This is a genomic window from Arthrobacter sp. TMT4-20, assembly GCF_054510775.1.
In genome coordinates this window covers 22531-44505 of sequence record NZ_JBTNDW010000002.1, presented here as the reverse complement: position 1 = coordinate 44505, position 21975 = coordinate 22531, and the positions used below count along the sequence as shown (strand labels likewise).

The window sequence follows — 21975 nt, the reverse complement described above, 5'->3', positions numbered from 1 at the left end:
ATGTATACCCACCTGCACCGGCCTGCCAATGCTGAATGTTGCGTCGGAAGTCGTACACATCAGGACTTTCTTGATCGCCCCATCATTATGCGATTAGATCGCCGTAGTCCGCAGGGTATCGCTCCCCCGGACTGAACAACCATCCAGAGCGGCTGAGAGACCTGGCTCGTTGAAGCCGCAGCAACCACCCCTCGGGGCCGGTGCTACTGCCAGGACCGATGGAGAAAGTTTTATCCCCCGTTGGTGTCGACCCCATTCCTGGCGGTCAGATGCTTCAGCGTGCGTGGGTAGGGCACCTCGATCACGACTGAGAGGATCGACATGATTTCCCGCACCGTCTCACACCACAACGTCCTACCGCCCAACCCCGGTCCACGCCGGCGGTCCCTGCGGGTAGCGGCGCTCATCGGCCTTACGGCAGTGGCGCTCACCGCCTGCGGTTCGACCGCCACTACGGCTCCGGGTGAAAATGTGGCCAGTGGACAGCCGGTCGAGGGCGGCACCCTGGTATATGCCGAGGTGACCCCCATCAATAACTGGCAGACCCAGTCCGCGAGGTTCTATGAAAAGTCCAATGTCCTCAACAGCGTCCTGGACCGCCTGACGTATTACGACGCCGACCAGGGTGAGATTGTCCCCTGGATAGCCTCCGAGTTCTCCGCCAACGCAGACGCAACCGAGTTCACCTTCACCATTCGACCCGATGTGACGTTCAGTGATGGCACCCCGGTAGACGCCGAGGCAGTCAAACTGAACCTCGACGCCCAGGGCTTTGGGATTGAGGCGGCCCAGATTCAACCGAATGTGGACTTCGCCGGGTACGAGTCGGCCGAGGTGATCGGTGCTGATCAGGTGCTGGTGACGCTGTCCTCCCCCAACGCGAACTTCCTGCGGGCCACCACCTCGGTCACCGCCGGGTTGGTGTCCCCCGCAACACTTGAGCTGGATGCGGCAGGGCAATCAGCCATCTCCCAGATATCCGGGTCCGGACCCTTCACCTTCGAGTCCGAGAAGCCTGATGAGGAAGTAGTACTGGCCAAGCGCCCGGACTACGCCTGGGCGCCGGAAACCGCTGACAACCAGGGTGACGCGTACCTCGACAAGGTCGTCGTCAAATACCTGCCGGAGGTCGCCCATCGTGCTGGGGCGGTCCAGTCGGGGCAGGTCGACCTGGTGAGGGGCCTCCAGCCGGTGGATGAGGAAACCCTTGCTGCGACCGGTAATCAGGTTCTCCCGGCGAAGGGCGTGGACCTGACAGTGAACATGGCCGCGGTCCGGGTCGGCAGCGGGAAGCTGGCCGACGAGAACGTCCGCCGGGCCCTGCAGATTGGTATTGACCGGCAAAGTCTCAAGGACACCGTCCTGTCCGACAGCTACGAACTGGCTGCCTCGGTCCTGAACCACCGGGCACCCGGCTTCACCGACCTGTCCGAAGAACTCGAATACCAGCCCGAGGAAGCACGGCAGCTGCTCGACGAGGCGGGCTGGAAAGTCGGGGCCGACGGCATCCGGGCCAAAGACGGAATAGCACTCGAGGTGACCGTCACTAGTTCCAACAATTCGGTTGTCATCAAACCGGCCTTCGAGCTGATTGAACAGCAGTGGCGTGAGATTGGTGTCAAGCTCAACAACCGCGCCGGCGACAACACCTTTCTCGCCTCAGCAATGCCTGACCCAGCGGTGGAGTTTTTCGGCACCCGACAGTTCATCTACGGCGGTCTCGGCCCGATCTTCGAGCCGGAAAACAACACCATGACGCACACCAGCGACGAAGACCTCAACGCTATCTTCGCGGCCGAGCGTGCGGCAACCTCACTCGAAGAGCGCGATGAGCTGCTGGCCGACGAACAGTATGCGTTGGTGGTGGATAAGGCCTACTCCCTGGTGCTCTGGGACGAGGTCCAGGTTTACGGTGCCCACAGCGGGACCCAGATTGAATTCACGTCCGGCACCGCCCCGGTATTCCAGGGTGCCTGGAAAACCGGCGGGTAGCGTCCATGATCCGCTATCTCTTGCAACGGATAGGACAGGCCCTGTTGGTGGTGTGGCTCGCCTACACTGCGGTTTTTCTCGCCGTACAGCTTCTGCCCAGCGATCCGGTAACAATTTTCCTGACCGCCGACTCAGCGGTCGATCAATCAGCGATCGACGCCATGAAGAGTCAGTACGGCTATGACCAGCCGTTGTTGACGCAATACCTGAACCAGCTGGTGGGGCTCTTCTCCGGTGATTTCGGGTACTCGCTGGCTTCCGGACAGTCAGTGTGGGACCGGATCAGTGGGGTCGCCGGGTCGACCGTCGCCCTGGCCGGCGCCGCCTTCATCACTGCGGTACTCATCGCCGTTTCCCTTGTTGGCGCCGCGACACTCACCCGTTCGACGGTGATCCGTCGGGTTTTAGTGAACGTGCCTCCCCTGTTTGCGGCCATTCCAGCATTCTGGCTCGGTCTTGTGCTGCTCGATCTGCTCTCCATCCGCTGGGGAGTCATGTCGTTGTTCCCCGATGGTTCCTTTCTGTCCCTCGCCGTCCCGGTACTGGTACTGGCCACTGTCGTGTCCGCTCCCCTGGCCCAGGTGCTGCTCAAGAGCATCAACCACGTCTATGACCAGCCCTTCATTGATGTGCTCCGGGCGAAGGGTGCCTCACGGTCCTGGATCTTCTTCCGCCACGCGCTGAAGAACGCTGCGGGTCCCGCCCTGACAATCATGGGCATCACGGTTGGAACGCTTTTCGCCGGGTCGGTGATCACCGAAACCGTCTTCGCCCGCTCGGGTCTCGGGTCAGTGGTCCTGACGGCAGTCACCACCCAGGATGTGCCGTTGGTGCAGGGACTGGTGCTCCTGACGGCTTCGATTTTTGTGGTGGTCAACCTGGCAGTTGACCTCCTGTATCCGCTCCTTGATCCCCGCATCCTCACCAGCAGTCGAGATGGCGCCCCGCGGGCCCTTGCTACTTGATGACATCCCTTCGATAAAGGTTTCCCTGTGCCAACCACCAATAATCTCCCCCCTCCAGTACTGACTGCAGATCCAGGCCCAGGCAGGAACGGCGGTCCCGGCCTCGGGGCGGCGGTGCCCGAGACCGCTCCTGTGCCGTCAGCCCGACGACGGCGCGGACCGCTTCGTAGCCCGTCCCTCTGGTTGACGGCGGCGCCCCTGACCGTCGTCGCCGCCTGGGCGCTCGCTCCCGACCTGTTCACCTCGTTCTCCCCACTCGACGGGGTGCCGGGCGACAACTTTCGTGCACCCGACGCTGACCACATTTTCGGCACCGATCATCTCGGCCGGGACGTCTTCACCCGGGTGGTGTTCGGTACGCGTCAGACCCTCCTCACCGCGGGACTCGCGGTCCTCATCGGTCTGGTGGTGGGCACGCTCGTCGGGATCATTGCCGCAACCGCGGGACGGGCCGCCGACACCACAGCGATGCGGCTGGTGGACGTGCTGCTGGCCGTGCCCGGCTTTCTCATCTCGCTCGTCATAGTCACCGCCTTCTCCCCCGGGCCAATTTCGCTGGGCGTCGGCATCGGCATCGCCTCGGTCGCCTCCTTCGCCCGAGTGGTCCGATCAGAGGTGTTGAGGGTGCGCAATCTTGACTTCATCGAGGCTTCATTCCTCAACGGTGGAACTTTTTGGTCAGTCATTACCCGCCACCTCCTGCCGAATGCCAGCGGACCCGTCCTCGCGTTGCTGGCGGTTGACCTGGGTGCGGCAATCCTCGCCATCTCCGGGTTGGGCTTCCTCGGCTTTGGCGCCCCACCACCCACCCCGGAATGGGGCCTACTGATCGCCGAAGGACGGCAATATCTCGGGACCGCCTGGTGGTTGACCACGCTGCCTGGCCTCGTCATTGTCCTGACGGTCCTTTTACTGGCGACCCTGGGCCGACAGCTACTCAAAACCTTCAGAATCTAGTCAGGAGCATCCAGTGGACGTTACCCACGCACGACCCAGCCCCAACCCCGCCGTAAAAATGGCACAAACTCCTCGCTGGACCGACGAATCACTGCTGACCATCCAGGGACTGCGGATCGAATATGGTCGCGGAACTGAGGCGAAGACCGCCGTCGACGGTGTGGACCTCACCATCCGCCGCGGTGAGATTGTGGCACTGGTCGGTGAATCAGGCTCGGGCAAATCCACCCTGGCCAAATCGATCATCGGATTACTCCCGGCAGCTGCGCAGCGGACCGCGGGGTCCATTTCCCTGGGAGACCTCCCGCTCACTGATGCGCGAGAGAAGGACCTGGAAAAAATTCGGGGGGTACGGATCTCACTGGTACCGCAGGACCCCGGAGCCTCGCTCGATCCCGTCAAAACGATCGGTTCCCAGCTGTCCGAGGTCTTCCGGCTGCACTCCGGCGGTCCCCGGCAATCCCGTGAGTCGATCCGGTCTGAGGTCATTCGGTTACTCGATCTGGTGGGGATTGACCGGCCTGAAGAACGGCTGAAACAGTACCCGCACCAGTTATCAGGGGGCCTGAAACAGCGTGTTCTCATCGCGATTGCCTTCAGCCTCCGGCCGGAGCTGCTCATTGCTGACGAACCGACATCGGCTCTTGACGTGACCGTCCAGGCGAAGATTCTCGAGGTTTTTGAGCGTCTGGCCACCGAATTTGGCACGGCAGTCATTTTTGTGACCCACGACCTGGCGGTAGCCACCGACCACGCCGTGCGGATTGTCGTGATGCGGCAAGGCCGCATCCTCGAGGACCGGCTGGTGGCTGACATTCTTTCGGCGCCGGCGAACGAGTACACGGTCCGGCTGCTGGAGGAGGCCGCTCCCCAGCTCAGCCCTGCGGTGGCCAGAGCCGCCTCCACCGCAGCGCCCGGTGCAACGGCGGCCATCGAAGTAAGAGGCCTGATCCGGGACTTTGACAGGGCGGGCGAGCAGCACCGGGCCGTCGACGGCGTGTCCTTCAGCGTTGCCCAGGGCACCACCTTCGCCCTGGTGGGAGAATCGGGATCCGGAAAATCGACCACTGCCCGCATGATTCTCCGCCTGCTCGATCCAGGGGCCGGACAGATCCTTATCCACGGACAGGACGTCACCTCCGCTTCCCGACAGCAGAGGAGAGAATTGTGGAAACACCTGCAACTGGTTTATCAGAACCCCGATTCCGCGCTCGATCCTCGCCTACCTATCCGCGACATCATCGGCGAGCCCCTCCGGAACTACCGGATCGGCTCCAGGACAACCCGTGCCAGACGAGTGGCCGAACTCCTGGATCAGGTGAATATTCCGTCGAGCCTCGCGGACAAACGTCCGCTTGAACTCTCCGGTGGTCAGCGCCAACGCGTCGCAATTGCGCGTGCGCTCGCGCTCGGGGCGCGCACCTTGGTGCTGGATGAGGCACTGTCAGCCCTCGACGTCCTGACACAGGCCCAGATCCTCGACCTACTGGCAGACCTGCAACAAGAACTCGGACTGACTTACCTCTTCATTTCCCATGACCTTCACGTGGTTGAACGAATCTCTTCGGCCGTTGGCGTCATGCACCGGGGGAAACTCGTCGAAACGGGCCCCACTAATGAGGTCTTCGGCAATCCCACCAGTGATTACACCCAACTGCTGCTCAACTCCAACCCGGGCCACCGGCTTCGCGCCCACGCCTCCACTCGCAGCGGCATTGCCGCCCTCGCAACCACGTAAGGACAACTCCATGACCACCACCACCAGCGCCCAGCACAGCGGACCCCAGCCGGACGTACCGCAGCCGTACGCACCACAGCAGAGTACGGCCACCGGAGAGGCCAGATACGAGGAACTCGCCGCGCGTTTCCGGCCCGTGTTCCAGCGCATCGCCGACGGCGCCCTCGCCCGTGAAGCGGACCGGACCCTGCCCTTCGCCCAGGTGGGGTGGCTCAGGGACGCAGGATTCACCACCCTTCGGGTGCCCGCCCGGTTCGGCGGCAATCCGGTGAGCCATGAACACCTCTTCCGGCTCGTCACTGAACTGGCAGAGGCGGACTCGAATGTCTCCCACCTGTTGCGCTCCCATTTTTCGTTTGTCGAAACGGCCGCGCTGCAGTCCGCAGAGTTTCAGGACCGTTGGTTCCCCCGTATCGCTGCTGGCCAAATCTTCGGCAACGCTGCCACTGAACGCTCGGGCAACGCGCTCGGCACAACCCGGACCAGGCTCCACCAGGAGGAGGGGCAATGGTTCCTCACCGGTGAAAAGTTCTACACCACCGGCAGTATTTTCGCCGACTGGGTGGTGGTCATGGCGAGCACTGAGGGGCTCGAAGGGAGACAGTACGCGCTGGTGAGGGCGGACGACCCGCGGGTGACGATCGTGGACGACTGGGATGGTTTTGGTCAGCCGTTGACGGGGACCGGCACCGCGCGCTTTGACCGGGTGCCGGTCGAGTCCGGGGACATCCTGCAGCGGAAGGTGACAAGTACGCTCGAACCAGCGTTTTTTCAACTCTTCCTCCTTGCGGTGCTGGCCGGGATCGGCCGCGCTGCCCGCCGCGACGCGGTGAGCCTCGTTCAAGCCCGGATCCGGACTTTCAACACGGGATCGGGCGGCCTGTTCCGCGATGATCCCCAGATCCAGGAACATGTCGGTGTCCTGGCATCGAAGGTGTACACCGCCGAAGCCGTCGTGACGGCGGCGGCCCGGGACCTTGACGCCGCCGTCGACCCGGCATTGGCACTATCCCCCGAGGCAGCGTTCCTCCGCGCCGAACTGGCTGTCGACCAGGCTCACGTCTCGGTTCCCCCGTTGGTGCTGGCGGCAACCAGCGAATTATTCGACGTCGCCGGGGCGTCGGCGGTCGGCAAGGACAAGGCACTGGACCGCCACTGGCGCAACGCGAGGACGGTGGCCACCCACAACCCGGCGCTATTCAAAGCGCGCTCAGTCGGCGACTATCTGATCAACAGCACCACCCCCACTGGCCTGAACAGCATCGGCGACGCCACCGCTCGCCCCTCATCCACCACCGGAGGTACCCCCTGATGTCAGTCTTCACTGAACGCCCACGTCTTCTCCTCAGCGCATTCGCGATGAACACCACAAGCCACATCCTCGGCGGGCAGTGGCGCCACCCCGAAGCCCAACAACACCGATTCAATGACCTGCGGCTGTGGACAGACCTGGCGCGAACGCTGGAGGAAGCGAAATTCGATGCGCTCTTCCTTGCCGACGTCGTCGGGCTGTACGGCAACCATGGGGGCGGCTGGACGTCCCACATCGAGCGCGGGCTCCAGGTTCCCGCCAACGACCCGCTGGTCCTGCAATCGGCGCTGGCGGCAACAACCGAACATCTCGGTTTGGCCCTGACCAGCTCCGTCGTTCAGTCTCATCCATTCCAGTTTGCCCGCCAACTGTCCACCCTCGACCATCTCAGCGAGGGGCGGGTCGCCTGGAACATTGTCACCAGCGTGCTTGAAAATTCGTTCAAGAACTTCGGCCACAACGGGCTCGTCGAACACGACAGCCGCTACGACTGGGCCGACGAGTACCTGGAGGTCTGCTACAAGCTCTGGGAGGGCTCCTGGGACGACGGCGCCCTCGTCCAGGACAAGCGGACGGGCCGCCATGCCGACCCGTCGAAGGTCCATAAGATCAATCACCACGGGGCCCGCTATTCGGTGGAGGGCCCCCACCTGGTGGCTCCGTCACCGCAGCGCACTCCCCTACTGTTCCAGGCCGGCTCCTCAGGACGGGGGCAGCACTTTGCCGCTGCCAACGCTGAAGCAGCCTTCCTCTTCGCACCCAATGTGGACTACGCCCGGAAGACGACAGCATCGGTCCGCGCCCTTGCCCGCGAACTGGGTCGCCGCGACGAGGACATCAAATTCTTTGCCGGGCTCTCCTTTGTGGTCGGATCCACCGAAGCCGAGGTGTCGCGAAAGCGGGCTGAGCTCGACGACTACCTGGACCTGGATACGATCGTGGCGCACATCGGCGGCGGTATCGGGGTTGACCTCGGCGGGCTCCCCCTCGACACCACTCTGGGCGAGGTGCGTACCGACGGCGCCCGCGGCGTACTTGAGGCCCTGTTCGCCTCAGTCCCTGGCGGGAATCCGACGATCGCCGATGTTGCGCGCTACCGGGCGTACAACCAGCAGATTGCTGGTACCCCTGAACAAATCGTCGACCAGCTCGAATTCTGGCAGGACGCGGGAATCGACGGGATCAACATCATCAACCAGACCATTCCCGGCTCCTATCAGGACTTCATTGAGGGGGTCCTGCCCGAACTGCGAAAGCGGGGCCTGGCCCAGTCCGATTACCGGTCCGGGACCCTCCGGGAAAAGTTCTTCGGCGAAGGAGCGCGCCTCCCGGACCGGCATCGGGCGGCTGGCCACCGGGGAGCATACGCTGGGCGCACTACGCTCCAGCCGGCGGGTTAGGCGCGGTCAGCCGCCCACGTAGGCCGCCAGGTGCTCGCCGGTCAGCGTCGTTTTGCTGGCGACGAGTTCGGCTGGGGTTCCCTCGAAGACCACCCGGCCGCCGTCGTTACCCGCGCCGGGCCCAAGGTCGATCAGCCAGTCGGCGTGCGCCATCACCGCCTGGTGGTGTTCTATCACCAGGACCGATTTGCCGGAATCGACGAGCCGGTCGAGGAGCCCGAGCAGGTTCTGCACGTCGGCCAGGTGCAGGCCGGTGGTCGGCTCATCAAGCACATACACGTCGCCTTTTTCGGCCATCTGCGTCGCCAGCTTGACGCGTTGCCGCTCACCGCCCGAGAGGGTGGTGAGCGGCTGGCCGAGGGTCAGATAACCGAGCCCCACATCCACCAGGCGGTCAAGGATTCTGTGGGCGGCCGGGGTGCGGGCGTTGCCCGCACCGAAGAAGGTTTCAGCCTCGGTCATCGACATGGCAAGTACCTCGGCGATGTTGCGTCCCCCCAGGGTGTACTCAAGGACCGACGCCTGGAATCTCCTCCCCTCGCAGTCCTCGCAGGTGGACTCGACAGTGGCCATGACCCCGAGTTCAGTGAAGATAATGCCAGCACCGTTGCAGGTGGGGCAGGCACCCTCGGAGTTGGAACTGAACAGGGCCGGTTTGACGCCGTTCGCTTTGGCGAAAGCCTTTCGGATCGGCTCGAGGAGTCCCGTGTAGGTGGCGGGATTGCTGCGGCGCGACCCCTTGATGGCGCCCTGGTCGATCACCACCACACCCTCGCGTCCGGCGACCGACCCGTGGATGAGCGAACTCTTACCTGAACCAGCCACCCCCGTGACTACGCAGAGCACACCCAGCGGCACGTCAACGTCCACGTTCTGAAGGTTGTGGGTTGCGGCGCCGCGCACCTCCAGGCTGCCCGAGGGCTGACGCACCGTTGCCTTGACAGCTGCCCGGTCGTCGAGGTGTCGACCGGTGATGGTGTCACTGGTACGCAGGCCATCGACGCTGCCCTCGAAGCAGACGCTGCCGCCCTGGGTGCCAGCGCCAGGACCCAGATCGATCACGTGATCAGCGATGGCTATGGTCTCGGGTTTGTGCTCCACCACCAGCACCGTATTCCCCTTGTCACGCAACTGGATCAGCAGCCCGTTCATCCGCTGAATGTCGTGCGGGTGCAGGCCGATGGTCGGCTCATCAAAAACGTAGGTGATATCGGTCAGCGAGGAACCGAGGTGCCGGATCATCTTGGTCCGCTGAGCCTCTCCCCCGGACAGGGTGCCGGCCGGCCGGTCAAGCGATAGATATCCCAGCCCGATCTCCGCGAAAGAATCCAGCAGGTGTTGCAAGCCCTTCAACAGGGGCGTCACGGACGGTTCCTGCAACGATCGCACCCAGGCCGCCAGCTCATCGATCTGCATGATGCACAGATCGGCGATGTTCTTGCCCTGAATCGTCGAGGACCTGGCTTCAGGACTGAGCCGGGTGCCTTGGCATTCGGGGCACGGCTGGAAGGTGATGGCCCGCTCCACGAACGCCCGGATATGAGGTTGCATCGCCTCAACGTCCTTGGACAGCATCGACTTCTGGATCTTCGGGATGACTCCCTCGAAGGTGAGGTTGATGCCCTCGACCTTCACCTTGGTCGGCTCCTTGTACAGGAGGTCGTCGAGTTCCTTCTTGGTGAAGCTGGCCAGCGGTTTGTCGATGTCGAACCCTGCACCGCTGAAGATCCGGCCGTACCAGCCGTCCATGCTGTACCCGGGAATGGTGAGTGCTCCCTCCCCCAGCGACTTGGTCTCGTCGAAGAGCGCCGTCAGGTCGAAATCGGAGACCGATCCCATGCCCTCGCAGCGTGCACACATGCCACCCAGATAGACGGCATCCCTGACCACGCTTTTCTCCACCCGGCCGCCCTTGTCGGTACTCATCACTCCGCTGGCCTTACGGGTGGGCACGTTGAAGGAAAACGCCGTCGGCGGTCCCACATACGGTGAGCCAAGGCGGCTGAAGAGGATCCGGAGCATCGCGTTGGCGTCGGTGGCGGTGCCAACCGTCGAGCGTGGATTGGCGCCCATCCGCTCCTGGTCGACGATGATCGCCGTCGTCAGGCCTTCCAGGCGGTCGACGTCGGGGCGCGCCAGGCTGGGCATGAATCCCTGGACAAATGCGCTGTAGGTTTCATTGATCATCCGCTGCGACTCGGCAGCGATGGTCGCGAACACCAGGGAACTCTTGCCCGATCCGGACACGCCAGTAAAAACCGTCAGGCGGCGCTTCGGAATGTCGACTGAGAGGTCTTTGAGATTGTTCTCACGGGCACCCTGAACCCGGATCAGATCATGTTGGTCGGCGGTGTGCGAGGGTAACTCGTGTGGGTCGGTCGTCGTCGTCGACGTGCTCATCGTCTCTCCTACTGCCGGGGTCGCCGCAGCGGCTCCCAACGGCGTCGCTAGCCTCGTGCGCACCAGCATCCAACAGTACGTTCGATATCGTCTGATTCTGCTCCAGGTGACGGCACGGTGGCAACCGGTTATGCACGGGCGGCAGCGCAACGGTGGTCTCCCGACCGGGCGGGGGTGCCTGCTTTGAGATCCTGCTCCCCAGCCATGCTGCGCTGCCGCCGGCCGCTGTAAGCCAGCCGCTGTGGGCTAGCCGCTTACGGCTGCTGGTTCTTCGCCGTCGGCAGGTATCTGGCCCACCAGTTGAGAAGGTGCTCAAACCGCTGCCGACGGTGCCACGGTGATCCGGCGCGGGACAATTCGTGGGTCTCGCCCGGGAACACCAGAAGCTCTGTTGGCACTCCGCGCAGCTTCAACGCCGTGTAATAGCGTTGAGCCTGCTCCAGCGGGCAGCGCAGATCCTCCTCGGAGTGGACCACGAAGGTGGGGGTCTGCACCTTGTCGACGTGTGCAAACGGATTCTGTGCCCTCACCTGATCAGGATCGTTGCCGGTGTAGGCATCGGAGAAGAACCAGCCAATGTCCGATGAACCGACGAACGACGGCGGATCCAGGTAGCCACGTTCGACCACTGCCGCCGTGAACCGATGGTCCTGGGAGATGGTCCACGCGGTCAGGTAGCCGCCGTAGGACCCGCCCATGACGCCCAGCCGGTCCCGATCAAACGACGGGTATTTCTCCAGTGCGCCGTCCAGGAAGCCCAGGACATCGAGGAGGTCAACGGTACCCATCGCTCCCTTGATCACGCGGCCGTGCTCCTGCCCGTACCCGGCCGCTCCCCGCGGGTTGCACATGACGACGGCGTACCCGGCGTTGACATAGACCTGCGCCTCGTCGAAGTATCCCCAGCCATACTGGGCGAACGGGCCGCCGTGAATGTTGAGCAGGACCGGGTGGGGCCCCTCGCCCTCGGGTTCCAGCACCCAGCCATGCACGCTGTGCCCGTCGCTGGCCGTGAAGGTTTCTTCTTTGGGTGCCACCACTGCGGTCTGCATCCGGAGGTCGTTGGAGAGGTCTGTGAGCGGTTTGAGGGAGCCCCCGGACACTACTGCCAGATCCCCCATCGTGGTGGGATCGGTATAGGCGGCAACCACCAGGTCGCCCTTCGCCGCTGCACCTGTCACGATGAGTTCGCCGTCGAGCAGGGTGCTGACGGTCCCGTCGGCGGAGGCTTCGAGGAGGGTGCCGCGGCCCCGGGTCCGGTTAAAGACGAGCACCGAATCGGCGCCGCGCGGCACGATGTCCCCCACCTCGCCCAGGTCCACGGTCTCGGCATCGGTGATGGCCCGAGCTTCGCCGGGTGCAGCGGCTGGTGCAACGTAGAGCGCGGTGTTCCGGGCCAGGAAGTCCAGCCCGTCCTCGGAAAGGTCGCTGCCCAGGAAGAACAGCCAGTGTCCATCGAGGCTTTCGACCGGCCGGCTGCAGCCCAGCCGGGTACCAGAGCCGCGGTTGGTGAGCCGCACGACGTCGGACCCATCCACCGCCATCGAATGGACATCGGTGTACAGGGTGGTGTCGGCGTCGGAATGCAGCGCCGCGGTGAAGAGGATGCGGCGCCCGTCGCGGGTGAAAACAGGCTCGTTGTGATCCGCGTCTGCCGTGGTCAGCTGCACGGCCTCCGGAAGCCCCTTGCCGGTTGCCTTCTCCTTGGCTGCCGGCTTCTCGCTGCCAGCCGGGTCCACCGCAGCTTCCTTTGCCCTGCCGACCGGTTCCACGAAAGGTTCGGCGTCGAGGCTCGGTACGTCGAGAACAAAAATCTGGGTCCGTTTGTCCAGGGAATAGCCCAGCCCGTTCATCCGGTACTTGAACGTGCTGATCAGGCGGGGATCTTCCAGCCCGGGGCCGACGCCGTCGACGGTCCCGTAGCGGCCGTGCTCCGGAACGCGGGAGGTGAAGGTGAGCTTCGACGAATCGGGCGAGAAGCTGAACGAGCCAACCCCCATTTTCTGGTCCGTCAGGCGCTGGGGTTCGCCGCCGCGGCTGTCAACGATCATCAGCTGAGGCTTGCCGCCGGGCTCTGCCCTGAGGAAGGCGATGGCGGCGCCGTCCGGCGAATACTGGGGTGCGGAGTCGCGGAAACCGCGGGTCAACCGTCGCGCGGCGCCCCCGGGAACCGCAATGTCCCACAGCTGCCCAACATAACTGTCGGCATCGAAATCGGGTCGGGTCACCGACACAACACAACGCTGCGCATCAGGTGAGATCGACGGTGAACTTACGGACTGGAGGTGATTCAGCTCATGTGGTTTCACAAGTCCGAGACTAGATCAGTCGCTGGGTGTTCCCAATTCCGGCCCTAGGATGAATCTATGCCCCACCTTCCGGAGAACCTGTTGTGCTGCCCCGTGTGCGCAGCGCCGCTGGGACTCCTGGACGGTGCGGGCGCGCTGGTGTGCGGGGCGGGTCACCGGTTCGATGCGGCAAAGCAGGGCTACTTCAACCTGCTCACTGGCAGGGGCACCGAATTCCAGTCGGACACCGCAGTGATGGTGCAGGCACGCACCGACTTTCTCGGCGCAGGCCACTACGGCCCACTCCAGGCGGTTGTGGCCGACCTGGCGCAACGGCACGTCGCCGAGCCCAGGGTAATCCTCGACGCCGGCGCCGGTACCGGATACTATCTGGCCGAACTGGAGCGCCGACATCCCGGGGCCGCGGTGCTGGCCCTCGATATTTCGAAGTTCGCCCTGCGCCGGGCAGCCGGAATCCTGCGGGACGGTGTGTGCGTGGTCTGGGATGTGTGGCGGCAGTTGCCGGTGCGGGATTCAGGGGTCGACATCATCCTCAACGTTTTTGCGCCCCGCAACCCCGAAGAGTTCCATCGCGTGCTGAATCACGGCGGTGTGCTGGTCGTTGTCACCCCCCTGCCGGGGCACCTTGCCGAAATCGCCGACGACGCCGGTTTGCTTGAGGTGCGCCCGGATAAGGCCACGGCGGTGGCAACCAGCCTGACCGGACTGTTCGACGAGGCCGATTCGGCAACCGTTGAGCTCTCCCTGCAGCTGTCCCGCACCGATATCTACAATGTCGCGCTGATGGGCCCGGCTGGCCACCATCTGGTCCCAGAAGACCTGTGGGCGGATTTGGCGGTGCTCCCCGAACGGACTCCAGCCAGTGCCCGGTTCACCGTCCAGGTTTTCCGGCGGCACCAGGACCGCTGAGGCTTGCGGATCGATAACAACCGGTCCGCTGAGGCCTCGACCCCTAGGTTTCCGCACCCCGCTTTGGCATGATTGAAGAACGCAGTATGCGCTCACGGCGCCTTAGCCAGAGGGGAAGACATGTTTGAGTGGCTTTTGGAGAACGGCTGGATCCTGTGGCTGGTTCTCTTCCTTGGTCTTGCCGCAGTGGAAACCCTGACTCTTGACCTGTTTTTCGTCATGATGGCGATGGGTGCCCTCGCAGCCATGATCAGCACCTTCCTCGGCGCGGCGTTCTTCCTGCAGGTCATCATCTTCAGCGTGGTGTCGCTCCTGATGGTGCTGGTGGTCCGCCCGGTGGCGCTGAAACACCTCAAGCGGGGCTCCCCCGAACAGCTCAGCAACGTGGACCGACTCATCGGGGAGTCGGCTCTCACCCTCGACATCGTGACCGGCGAATCCGGCACCGTGAAGATCGGCGGTGACACCTGGTCGGCCCGCACCCTCGACGGGTCGCTGATTCCCGCCGGCGAACGTGTCGCCGTCACCCGAATCGACGGTGCCACCGCGCTGATCAGTGCCCCCGCCCGCCCGCAAGCCGCCGACTCCGGGGCTGTCTAGACGCGGTTGCCCAGACGGGCCGCCCAACCACGGTTGCCCAGACTTACCCAACGATCGCGCCAACCTACCAAAAGGGGAACATATGCCTACCGACGCAGGGGCAATCGGACTGACAGTCGTCCTGATTGCCCTGATCATTTTCGTTCTGGTCGTGCTGGTGAAGTCGGTGCGAATTGTCCCGCAGGCTCGCGCCGGTGTGGTGGAACGGCTCGGAAAATACCAGCGAACCCTCCAACCCGGGTTGACCATCCTGATCCCTTTCGTGGACCGGCTGCTGCCCCTGCTGGACTTGCGCGAACAGGTGGTGTCATTCCCTCCCCAGCCCGTCATCACCGAAGACAACCTGGTGGTTTCGATCGACACGGTGGTCTACTTCCAGGTCACTGATCCTCGGGCGGCTACCTATGAGATCGCCAATTACATCCAGGCCGTGGAACAGCTGACCACCACCACGCTGCGCAACGTGGTTGGTGGTCTGAACCTTGAGGAGGCCCTGACCTCCCGCGACCAGATCAACGGCCAACTGCGCGGAGTGCTTGATGAGGCCACCGGTCGCTGGGGCATCCGGGTATCCCGGGTGGAACTGAAGGCTATCGACCCTCCCCTGTCCATCCAGGACTCGATGGAGAAGCAGATGCGAGCCGAGCGGGACCGCCGCGCAGCCATTTTGACTGCCGAGGGAACCAAGCAGTCGCAGATCCTCACGGCCGAGGGCCAGCGACAGGCCGCCATCCTCGCCGCGGAAGGTGACGCCAAGGCGGCCATTCTCCGCGCCGACGGCGAGTCGCAGGCCATTCAGAAGGTGTTCGATGCCATCCACAAGGGCAACCCGACCCAGAAGCTCCTCGCCTATCAATACCTGCAGACCCTTCCCAAGCTCGCCGAAGGATCGTCCAACAAGCTGTGGATCATTCCCAGTGAGGTGGGTGAAGCGCTCAAGGGTATCGGTAACGTCCTGGGCAACGCGACCGCTGACGCGCCCGACGGCGATAGCCCGTCCCGTACCCACAGCGCCTGACACCGTAGAAACCGGACGGCTGGCTCGGGTCGGCTGTCCGGTTTCTTTTTGTGCCCTGCCCCGGCGTATAATTGGGTGTTTGCCGTACTTTCGCTGGTCAGATCGGGAACAGACGTCACGTCCACAGCGTTATGTAAGTGGCAGGTTGCGGTAGCCACTACCGCACCATCATCCGCCGTTACGGATGCCAAATTGTTGAGTAGGAGATTACATGAGCGATCGTAGCTTGCGCGGTATGCGCCTCGGAGCGCAAAGCATGGAGACTGAATCCGGTGTTGAGCCAGCTCCACGGCAGCGGGTTGAATACCGTTGCGGAGACGGCGAGCGGGTGTTCGTCACTTTTGCAGCGGAAGCTGACGTCCCACCGGTCTGGGTTTCCAAAACCGGTAAGGAAGCGTTGCTGGTGGACGGGGAACGCCCCGACACCTCAGGTGACAAGCCAGTACGTACTCACTGGGACATGCTGCTGGAGCGTCGCAGCATGGACGAGCTGGAGCAGATCCTCCAGGACCGGTTGACCATCCTGCGGGAACGCCGCGGAGAGCGCCAGTCCGCCTAGCAGTACAGGAAGTTGGAAAAGCCGGGTCGACCCTCAGGGTCAGCCCGGCTTTTTCGTGCCCGCCAGCCCCAAAAGCGGCCCCGACAGCAATAATTGCCGGAAGGAACCGGCAACCCTGACACTGCGGGCTGTTTCTGTCCTGGCGGGTTGTGGAAGCTACTTCTTGTCGCGCGAGGTCAGTGCCCGCCACCGTGCGGCGAGTCCCCACCGGGTGACGTTGGCAATGGCCTCGAGGACAATTCCGCCACTCATCTTCGATGCCCCGAACTCCCGTTCCACGAAAGTGATCGGCACCTCAACAATTTTCAGGCCCAGCGTAGCCACCCGGAAGGTCATGTCCACCTGGAATCCGTACCCCACCGAGTCAACGGTTGTCAGCTCAACCTTTTCGAGGGTTTCCCGGCGGAACGCACGGTAGCCTGCGGTGATATCCCGGACATCGATGCCCAGCATCAGCCTGGAGTAGGTGCTGCCGGCCCGGGAGAGCAATTTCCTGCGTCGCGGCCAGTTCACCACGCTGCCGCCGGGGACCCACCGCGACCCAATGACGAGGTCGGCGTCAGCCACCTTGTCGAGCAGAGACTGTAGCTGCTCGGGTCGGTGGGAGCCGTCAGCATCCATCTCGACCAGTACGTCGTAGCCAGCGTCCAGCGCCCAGGTGAATCCCGCGATGTACGCGGCTCCCAGACCCGCCTTACCCGTGCGGTGCAGGACATGGATCTGCGGGTCGGCACCTGCCAGGGTGTCGGCGAGCCCGCCGGTACCATCAGGGCTGTTGTCGTCCACCACCAGGACGTCGGAGTGAGGTACGGCCCGGCGCAGTCGTTCGACTGTCAGGGGAAGCGACTCGATCTCGTTGTAGGTGGGAATGATGGTGACGACTCGCACTCAGGCAACCTTCGATCACGTAGCTGATACGCCGTGGCGCACGGATCCCGGGGCCCGGAACCAAACGCCCAGTATATTGGATGCCCGCGTGGGACAGAAAAAGAGCCACCAGGCCGATCGAATCGGGATGCCGTGGAGGGTCGGGTAGATCCGCGCGCCTTCGGGCCAGCACGGATCCAAGAATCACAGCTGTTTTCTACTGACGCGCGAACCTACCCGTTCCGGGGTACCGATGCCGTGACGCGCGGCGAGGCCCACTGAAAAACGGTGGCTGCCTAGGACCTGCGTTGAATCGGCTCGGTCGGGTCAGTGAATCTTCTCTGAGTTCCTGACCCGTTGACTCCACAGCTTACGTGCTGTGGAGCGAGTGTCAACAGCCCCCTGACCTGCGTAAACACTTGTTTGTGCAGGTCAGGACACGGACCGTAGGGGCGATGAAATTTCGTTGAAACCTGGGGCCTGGAACAACTGTCGGCCCCGATGGACCGTCTCAAGACACACCGGGTCCGCGCCGGTATCGAGGGCAGGAAGGAGCGGTGTCCCCGCCCTGGGGTCGGTGCTCCACGATTGCACCCTGCTGTCAGCCGTCTGCACCATCAGCTCCTCCACCTCCCACACGGCGTACGACGCCGGAGCACCAGGGACAAGCTGGCCCAACAACGGGTGTCCCGTGCCTACGGCCCGCCAACCGGCCCGGGTGTGGGCGATAAAGGCTGCACGAGCGGAGATCCGTTGCGCGGGGTTGTTGTGCATCACACTCGCCCGGAGGGTGGCCCACGGGTTGAGGGATGTCACGGGGCTGTCGGAACCGAAGCACAGCGGGACCCCTGCCGCCAGGAAGCTCGCGAACGGGTTCATCCCGGTCATCCGCGCAGCTCCGAGGCGCTGGCTGTACAACCCGCCAGCAGCACCCCATCGCGCATCGAAGGCCGGCTGGGCACTGACGGTGACCCCAAAATGCACCAGTCGGGCGATAGCCTCAGCGTCGGCGAGTTCGACGTGTTCCAGGCGGTGGCGTGCCCGCCGGACCGCCTCGATGCCCTCGGCATCGGCTGCCAGGGCGAGACCCTGCAGGACCACGTCCAGGCCGGCGTCACCAATGACGTGGAACCCTGCCTGCATTCCTATGCTGGTGGCGGCACCCAGATGCGCTGCGACGGCGTCGGCCTGGAGGAAAACCGAACCCCGATGGACGTCATCGGCATAGGGTTCCCGGAGCGCCGCGGTCCGGGACCCAAGGGAACCGTCCACGTTGAGGTCTCCGCCGATGCCGGCCAGGCTGCCACCGAACAGGTCCAGCACCTCCTGAAGCTCGGTGACCGACGTAACAGGCTGTCCCCAGTACGGCAGGATCTCCGGGAGCTGCTCCCCCAGGGGGTCCTGGCCGATCCGGAGCAATGCCTGGAGGTCGGCGACCGGTGAGATATGGGGCGCGCCCATCTCTGCGACCGCCACGATTCCGTTGGCCGCGGCCCGCCGGAGCGCAGCGCTCTGGTAGCCGGAGCGTTCGCCGTCGGCTAGATCGCGCGAGGCCAGCCGCGCCGTGACGTGGGCGTCGCGCACCACGAAGCCGTTGTCCCAGCCGTCGAGGTTCGCCAGGTCCAGCGCAGCTGCGAGGGACCCGGAAACCACCGCCGAATGAACATCGGCGCGGGCCAGATAGACGTGCTTACCTCCGCCGGCTGCGTCCAGTTGCCCGGCGGTGGGGACCATGCGCTCCGGCCACCGCGACTCATCCCAGCCGTGCCCCAACACGGTGCTGACGCCGGTGCGCGCCGCCGCTGCGACCCGGTCCAGCAGGTCAGTGATGCCGGTGCAGGAGGAAAGGTCGATGGATTCCAGGGCCAGACCGGTCTCTGTGGTGTGGACGTGGGAGTCCACGAAGCCCGGGGTGATGAGGGCGCCGGCCAGGTCAACGACGGTCATGGTGGCATCGGCCAGCGATTCGGCCGCATGCTCGGAGCCGATCCAGGCGACCGTGTCGCCGTCGACCAGCATCGCGGTGGCGAACGGGTCTGCGGCGCTATACACGGAGCCGTTACGGTACAGAATTGGGCGGGTCGGGGTCATTCGTGCTCCAGACAGATGGTGGGCATAAGTGGTTAGTCGCTGATGGCCGAGTAGGCCACCACACCGCGACGGATCAGGCCAATCGCGTCGATAAACAGACGGCGTTGGCCGGGAGGCAGATAATCAATTTTGGCGAGCTGATCCAACAGGTCCACCACCTGTTTGGTCCATCTCACGAAGTCGCCGGCCGCCAGTTCGGTTCCGCTCAGCGCAGCCTGCAGGGCCTTGCCCCTGGCCCACTTGTGCATGGGCCAGACGAGACCCAGCTCGGGTTCACCGGTGACCGGAAGCTTGAACTGCTCCTCCAGATCGGTCAGGGCTGACCACTGGCGGACGACGACGTCGATCGACGGGTCGAGTGCGACGCCGGGCATTTTCGGGCGCAGGCCGCGTTCTTCCCGTTTGGCCTGGTACACCAGCACCGAGGCCAAAGCGGCGGTCTCGGCGGCGTCGAGTCCTTCGAAGGCGCCATGCTCGAGGGAGAGCGCGATCAGCAGGTCCTTCTCCCCATAGACCCGGCGCAGCTTACGGCCGGCAGCGGTGATGGTGGTCCCGGACGGGGTGTCCTGCAGGTACCCGTAGTGCAGGAGGACGTCCGACACCCGGTCGAAGGTTTTTGCGATCGTGTTGGTGCGGCCCCTGATCTGACCGGCCAACCGGTCGGTCTCGCGGCGCAGCTTCCACCAGCGTTCAGCCCACCGGGCGTGCTGCTCCCGGTCGCTGCACCCGTGGCAGGGGTGGGACCGCAGCTTGCGCCGCAGATCTGCGATGGCGGCCTCCTGGCGCTCGGTGGCACCGGAGAGGAAACCGTCCTGGCCGGGACCGCGACGGGGTGGACGCTTGTCATGGAGTGCGTTCCGGAGCGACGAACTCAGGTCCCGGCGGTCTTTGGGGCTGCGGGCGTTGAAGTTTTTGGGGATCCTGATGTGGGAGAGAACCTCAAGGGGCCCGCTGAGGTCCTGCACCCCGACCCGACGGAGCTGCTTGTCTTCGGTGAGGACCGTTGGGCGGGGCTCCCGTGAGGTGTCGGAGCTGAGGACCACCGCATAGCCCTGGCTGCGTCCTGCCGGCACGTCGACGACGTCGCCGGGTCGCAGCATTTCGAGCGACGAAGCCGCCGCCGAGCGCAGGCTCCGCGAGTTGGTTTTCGCTGCCCGATCCTCCAGATCGGAAATTTCACGGCGAAGCCTCGAGTATTCGGTGAAGTCGCCGAGATGGCAGGTCATGGACTGCTCATAGCCCCGCAGCGACTCCTCACGGGTCCGCACCTGTTTCGCGAGTCCCACCACCGACCGGTCCGCCTGGAACTGGGCGAACGAGGTTTCGAGGATCTCCCGGGATCGGTGCTGGCCAAATTGGGCGACGAGGTTGATGCTCATGTTGTAGGTGGGCCTGAAGCTCGAGTTCAACGGGTAGGTCCGCCGGGAGGCGAGACCCGCCACGGCTCCCGGGTCCGTCCCCGGCTGCCACAGTACGACGGCGTGCCCTTCCACATCAATGCCGCGTCGGCCAGCCCGCCCCGTCAGCTGGGTGTACTCCCCCGCTGTGACGTTGACGTGCGCCTCGCCGTTGAATTTGTCCAACTTTTCCAGCACCACCGAACGGGCTGGCATGTTGACGCCGAGGGCCAGGGTCTCGGTCGCGAACACCGCCTTCACCAGTCCCAGCGCAAAGAGTTTCTCCACCACTTCCTTGAAGGTGGGAAGCATCCCGGCGTGGTGGGCTGAGAAGCCCCTGATCAGGCCCTCCCGCCACTCCCAGAAACCGAGGACGGCCAGGTCCTCGGGCGGCAGGTCCACCGCCGCTTCGTCGACCCGCTGGCTGATGATTTCGCGTTCCGGTTCGGTGGTGAGCCACAGACCGGCGTCGAGGCACTGGCTGACCGCCGCCTCACACCCGTTGCGGGAGAAGATGAACGTGATGGCTGGCAGGAGACCGTCCCGGTCCAGGGCACTGATCACCTGTGGCCGGGTGGCACGCCTGACCCGTGACGCTGCCGCTGGCGGCCGCTTCGCGGGCCCACGGCCCCGCCGTGACCCGCCGCCCGCTCCCCACCCGGCACGCTGGTTGAGCCGGGTCTCCGAACTGGCGAGTTCAAGGAGTTCAGGGTTGACCTCGTACCGGTCCTCGGCTCCCGCATCCGGACCGGCGGGTGCGGCCTCGTCGAAGGCCACGTCGCCGGCGAAGAGGTCGAGGAGGTTCTGTCCCACCATGACGTGCTGCCAGAGGGGAACCGGTCGATGCTCCGAGACCACCACATCGGTCTGGCCGCGCACCGTATCCAGCCACGCGCCAAACTCCTCAGCATTTGAGACTGTCGCGCTCAGGGAGACCAGCCGCACCTCCGAGGGCAGGTGGATAATTACTTCCTCCCAGACGGCGCCCCTGAAGCGGTCGGCGAGGTAATGCACCTCGTCCATCACCACGTAGCCGAGGTCGTCGAGGGTGTCCGAGTTCGCATACAGCATGTTCCGCAACACCTCGGTGGTCATCACCACCACGGCGGCGTCAGGGTTGATTGACGTGTCGCCGGTGAGCAGCCCAACCCGGTCTGCCCCATACACCGCGCAGAGCTCGGAATACTTCTGGTTGCTCAGCGCCTTGATCGGGGTGGTGTAGAACGCTTTCAGGCCCTTCTCGAGGGCCAGGTAGACGGCGAACTCTCCCACCACAGTTTTCCCGGCTCCCGTGGGCGCCGCCACGAGCACCCCGCGGCCGGCCTCGAGACAGACGCAGGCGTCCCGCTGGAATGGGTCGAGGTCGAACCCCAGGGTCTGCTCGAACTGAAACAGTAAAGTGGTGGTGTGTGCGGTACGCGCCCGTGCTAGCTGGTACCGCTCGGCGGGGGAGGTCATACG

Annotated in this window: 15 protein-coding genes and 1 riboswitch; of the genes, 10 read left to right on the top strand and 5 right to left on the bottom strand. The window is 64.3% G+C overall.

From position 1 onward, the window contains the following. Nucleotides 1-136 precede the first annotated feature (136 nt). Nucleotides 137-225: riboswitch (SAM riboswitch) on the top strand. Between the two features lie 96 nt (nucleotides 226-321). From ACX80Z_RS03270 to ACX80Z_RS03245, 6 genes are all read left to right on the top strand, one after another. After that, nucleotides 322-1992: an ABC transporter substrate-binding protein gene (locus ACX80Z_RS03270; protein ID WP_459314899.1), complete on the top strand. Its 1671-nt coding sequence runs from the start codon at nucleotides 322-324 to the stop codon at nucleotides 1990-1992. Between the two features lie 5 nt (nucleotides 1993-1997). Beyond that, complete coding sequence (locus ACX80Z_RS03265; RefSeq protein WP_459314898.1) at nucleotides 1998-2957, top strand: ABC transporter permease; 960 nt, start codon at nucleotides 1998-2000, stop codon at nucleotides 2955-2957. Between the two features lie 183 nt (nucleotides 2958-3140). Continuing rightward, entirely contained in the window at nucleotides 3141-3914 is a 774-nt protein-coding gene (locus ACX80Z_RS03260) for an ABC transporter permease (protein WP_019482731.1), read from the top strand. A 13-nt stretch (nucleotides 3915-3927) separates the two neighbouring features. Then, the gene (locus ACX80Z_RS03255) at nucleotides 3928-5652 is read left to right on the top strand and encodes a dipeptide ABC transporter ATP-binding protein (RefSeq protein WP_459314897.1); all 1725 of its coding nucleotides are present in this window, start codon (nucleotides 3928-3930) and stop codon (nucleotides 5650-5652) included. Nucleotides 5653-5662: 10 nt separating this feature from the next. Further along, nucleotides 5663-6964 carry an acyl-CoA dehydrogenase family protein gene (locus ACX80Z_RS03250; RefSeq protein ID WP_459314896.1) on the top strand — a complete coding sequence of 434 codons (1302 nt, stop codon included), beginning with the start codon at nucleotides 5663-5665 and terminating at the stop codon, nucleotides 6962-6964. Next, nucleotides 6964-8364, top strand: a complete 1401-nt coding sequence (locus ACX80Z_RS03245) for an NtaA/DmoA family FMN-dependent monooxygenase (protein ID WP_019482728.1) — start codon at nucleotides 6964-6966, stop codon at nucleotides 8362-8364. The genes ACX80Z_RS03250 and ACX80Z_RS03245 overlap by 1 nt, the downstream gene beginning before the upstream one ends. A gap of 6 nt (nucleotides 8365-8370) precedes the next feature. On the opposite strand, the gene ACX80Z_RS03240 is transcribed toward ACX80Z_RS03245, so the two are convergent. Both ACX80Z_RS03240 and ACX80Z_RS03235 read right to left on the bottom strand, forming a co-directional pair. Then, nucleotides 8371-10764: an ATP-binding cassette domain-containing protein gene (locus ACX80Z_RS03240; RefSeq protein WP_459314895.1), complete on the bottom strand. Its 2394-nt coding sequence runs from the start codon at nucleotides 10762-10764 to the stop codon at nucleotides 8371-8373. Nucleotides 10765-11018: 254 nt separating this feature from the next. Next, complete coding sequence (locus tag ACX80Z_RS03235; RefSeq protein WP_459314894.1) at nucleotides 11019-12998, bottom strand: S9 family peptidase; 1980 nt, start codon at nucleotides 12996-12998, stop codon at nucleotides 11019-11021. A 132-nt stretch (nucleotides 12999-13130) separates the two neighbouring features. Between ACX80Z_RS03235 and ACX80Z_RS03230 the strand changes: the two genes are divergently transcribed. The 4 genes from ACX80Z_RS03230 (at nucleotide 13131) to ACX80Z_RS03215 (ending at nucleotide 16159) form a co-directional block, all read left to right on the top strand. Further along, nucleotides 13131-13982, top strand: coding sequence for a putative RNA methyltransferase (locus ACX80Z_RS03230; RefSeq protein ID WP_459314893.1), 852 nt, complete (start codon nucleotides 13131-13133; stop codon nucleotides 13980-13982). A gap of 120 nt (nucleotides 13983-14102) precedes the next feature. Next, nucleotides 14103-14582, top strand: coding sequence for an NfeD family protein (locus ACX80Z_RS03225; RefSeq protein WP_019482724.1), 480 nt, complete (start codon nucleotides 14103-14105; stop codon nucleotides 14580-14582). Nucleotides 14583-14664: 82 nt separating this feature from the next. Continuing rightward, nucleotides 14665-15600 carry an SPFH domain-containing protein gene (locus tag ACX80Z_RS03220; protein WP_019482723.1) on the top strand — a complete coding sequence of 312 codons (936 nt, stop codon included), beginning with the start codon at nucleotides 14665-14667 and terminating at the stop codon, nucleotides 15598-15600. A 211-nt stretch (nucleotides 15601-15811) separates the two neighbouring features. Then, the gene (locus tag ACX80Z_RS03215) at nucleotides 15812-16159 is read left to right on the top strand and encodes an RNA polymerase-binding protein RbpA (RefSeq protein WP_024477045.1); all 348 of its coding nucleotides are present in this window, start codon (nucleotides 15812-15814) and stop codon (nucleotides 16157-16159) included. A 156-nt stretch (nucleotides 16160-16315) separates the two neighbouring features. Here the strand turns inward: ACX80Z_RS03215 and ACX80Z_RS03210 are convergent, their stop codons facing one another. The 3 genes from ACX80Z_RS03210 to ACX80Z_RS03200 form a co-directional block, all read right to left on the bottom strand. Next, entirely contained in the window at nucleotides 16316-17047 is a 732-nt protein-coding gene (locus tag ACX80Z_RS03210; protein ID WP_024477044.1) for a polyprenol monophosphomannose synthase, read from the bottom strand. A gap of 411 nt (nucleotides 17048-17458) precedes the next feature. Beyond that, nucleotides 17459-19117 (bottom strand): amidohydrolase, encoded by a 1659-nt coding sequence (locus ACX80Z_RS03205; RefSeq protein WP_459314892.1) that lies wholly within the window; start codon nucleotides 19115-19117, stop codon nucleotides 17459-17461. A gap of 32 nt (nucleotides 19118-19149) precedes the next feature. Further along, on the bottom strand, nucleotides 19150-21972 hold the full coding sequence (locus tag ACX80Z_RS03200) for a DEAD/DEAH box helicase (protein WP_459314891.1): 2823 nt from the start codon (nucleotides 21970-21972) through the stop codon (nucleotides 19150-19152). Nucleotides 21973-21975 lie beyond the last annotated feature (3 nt).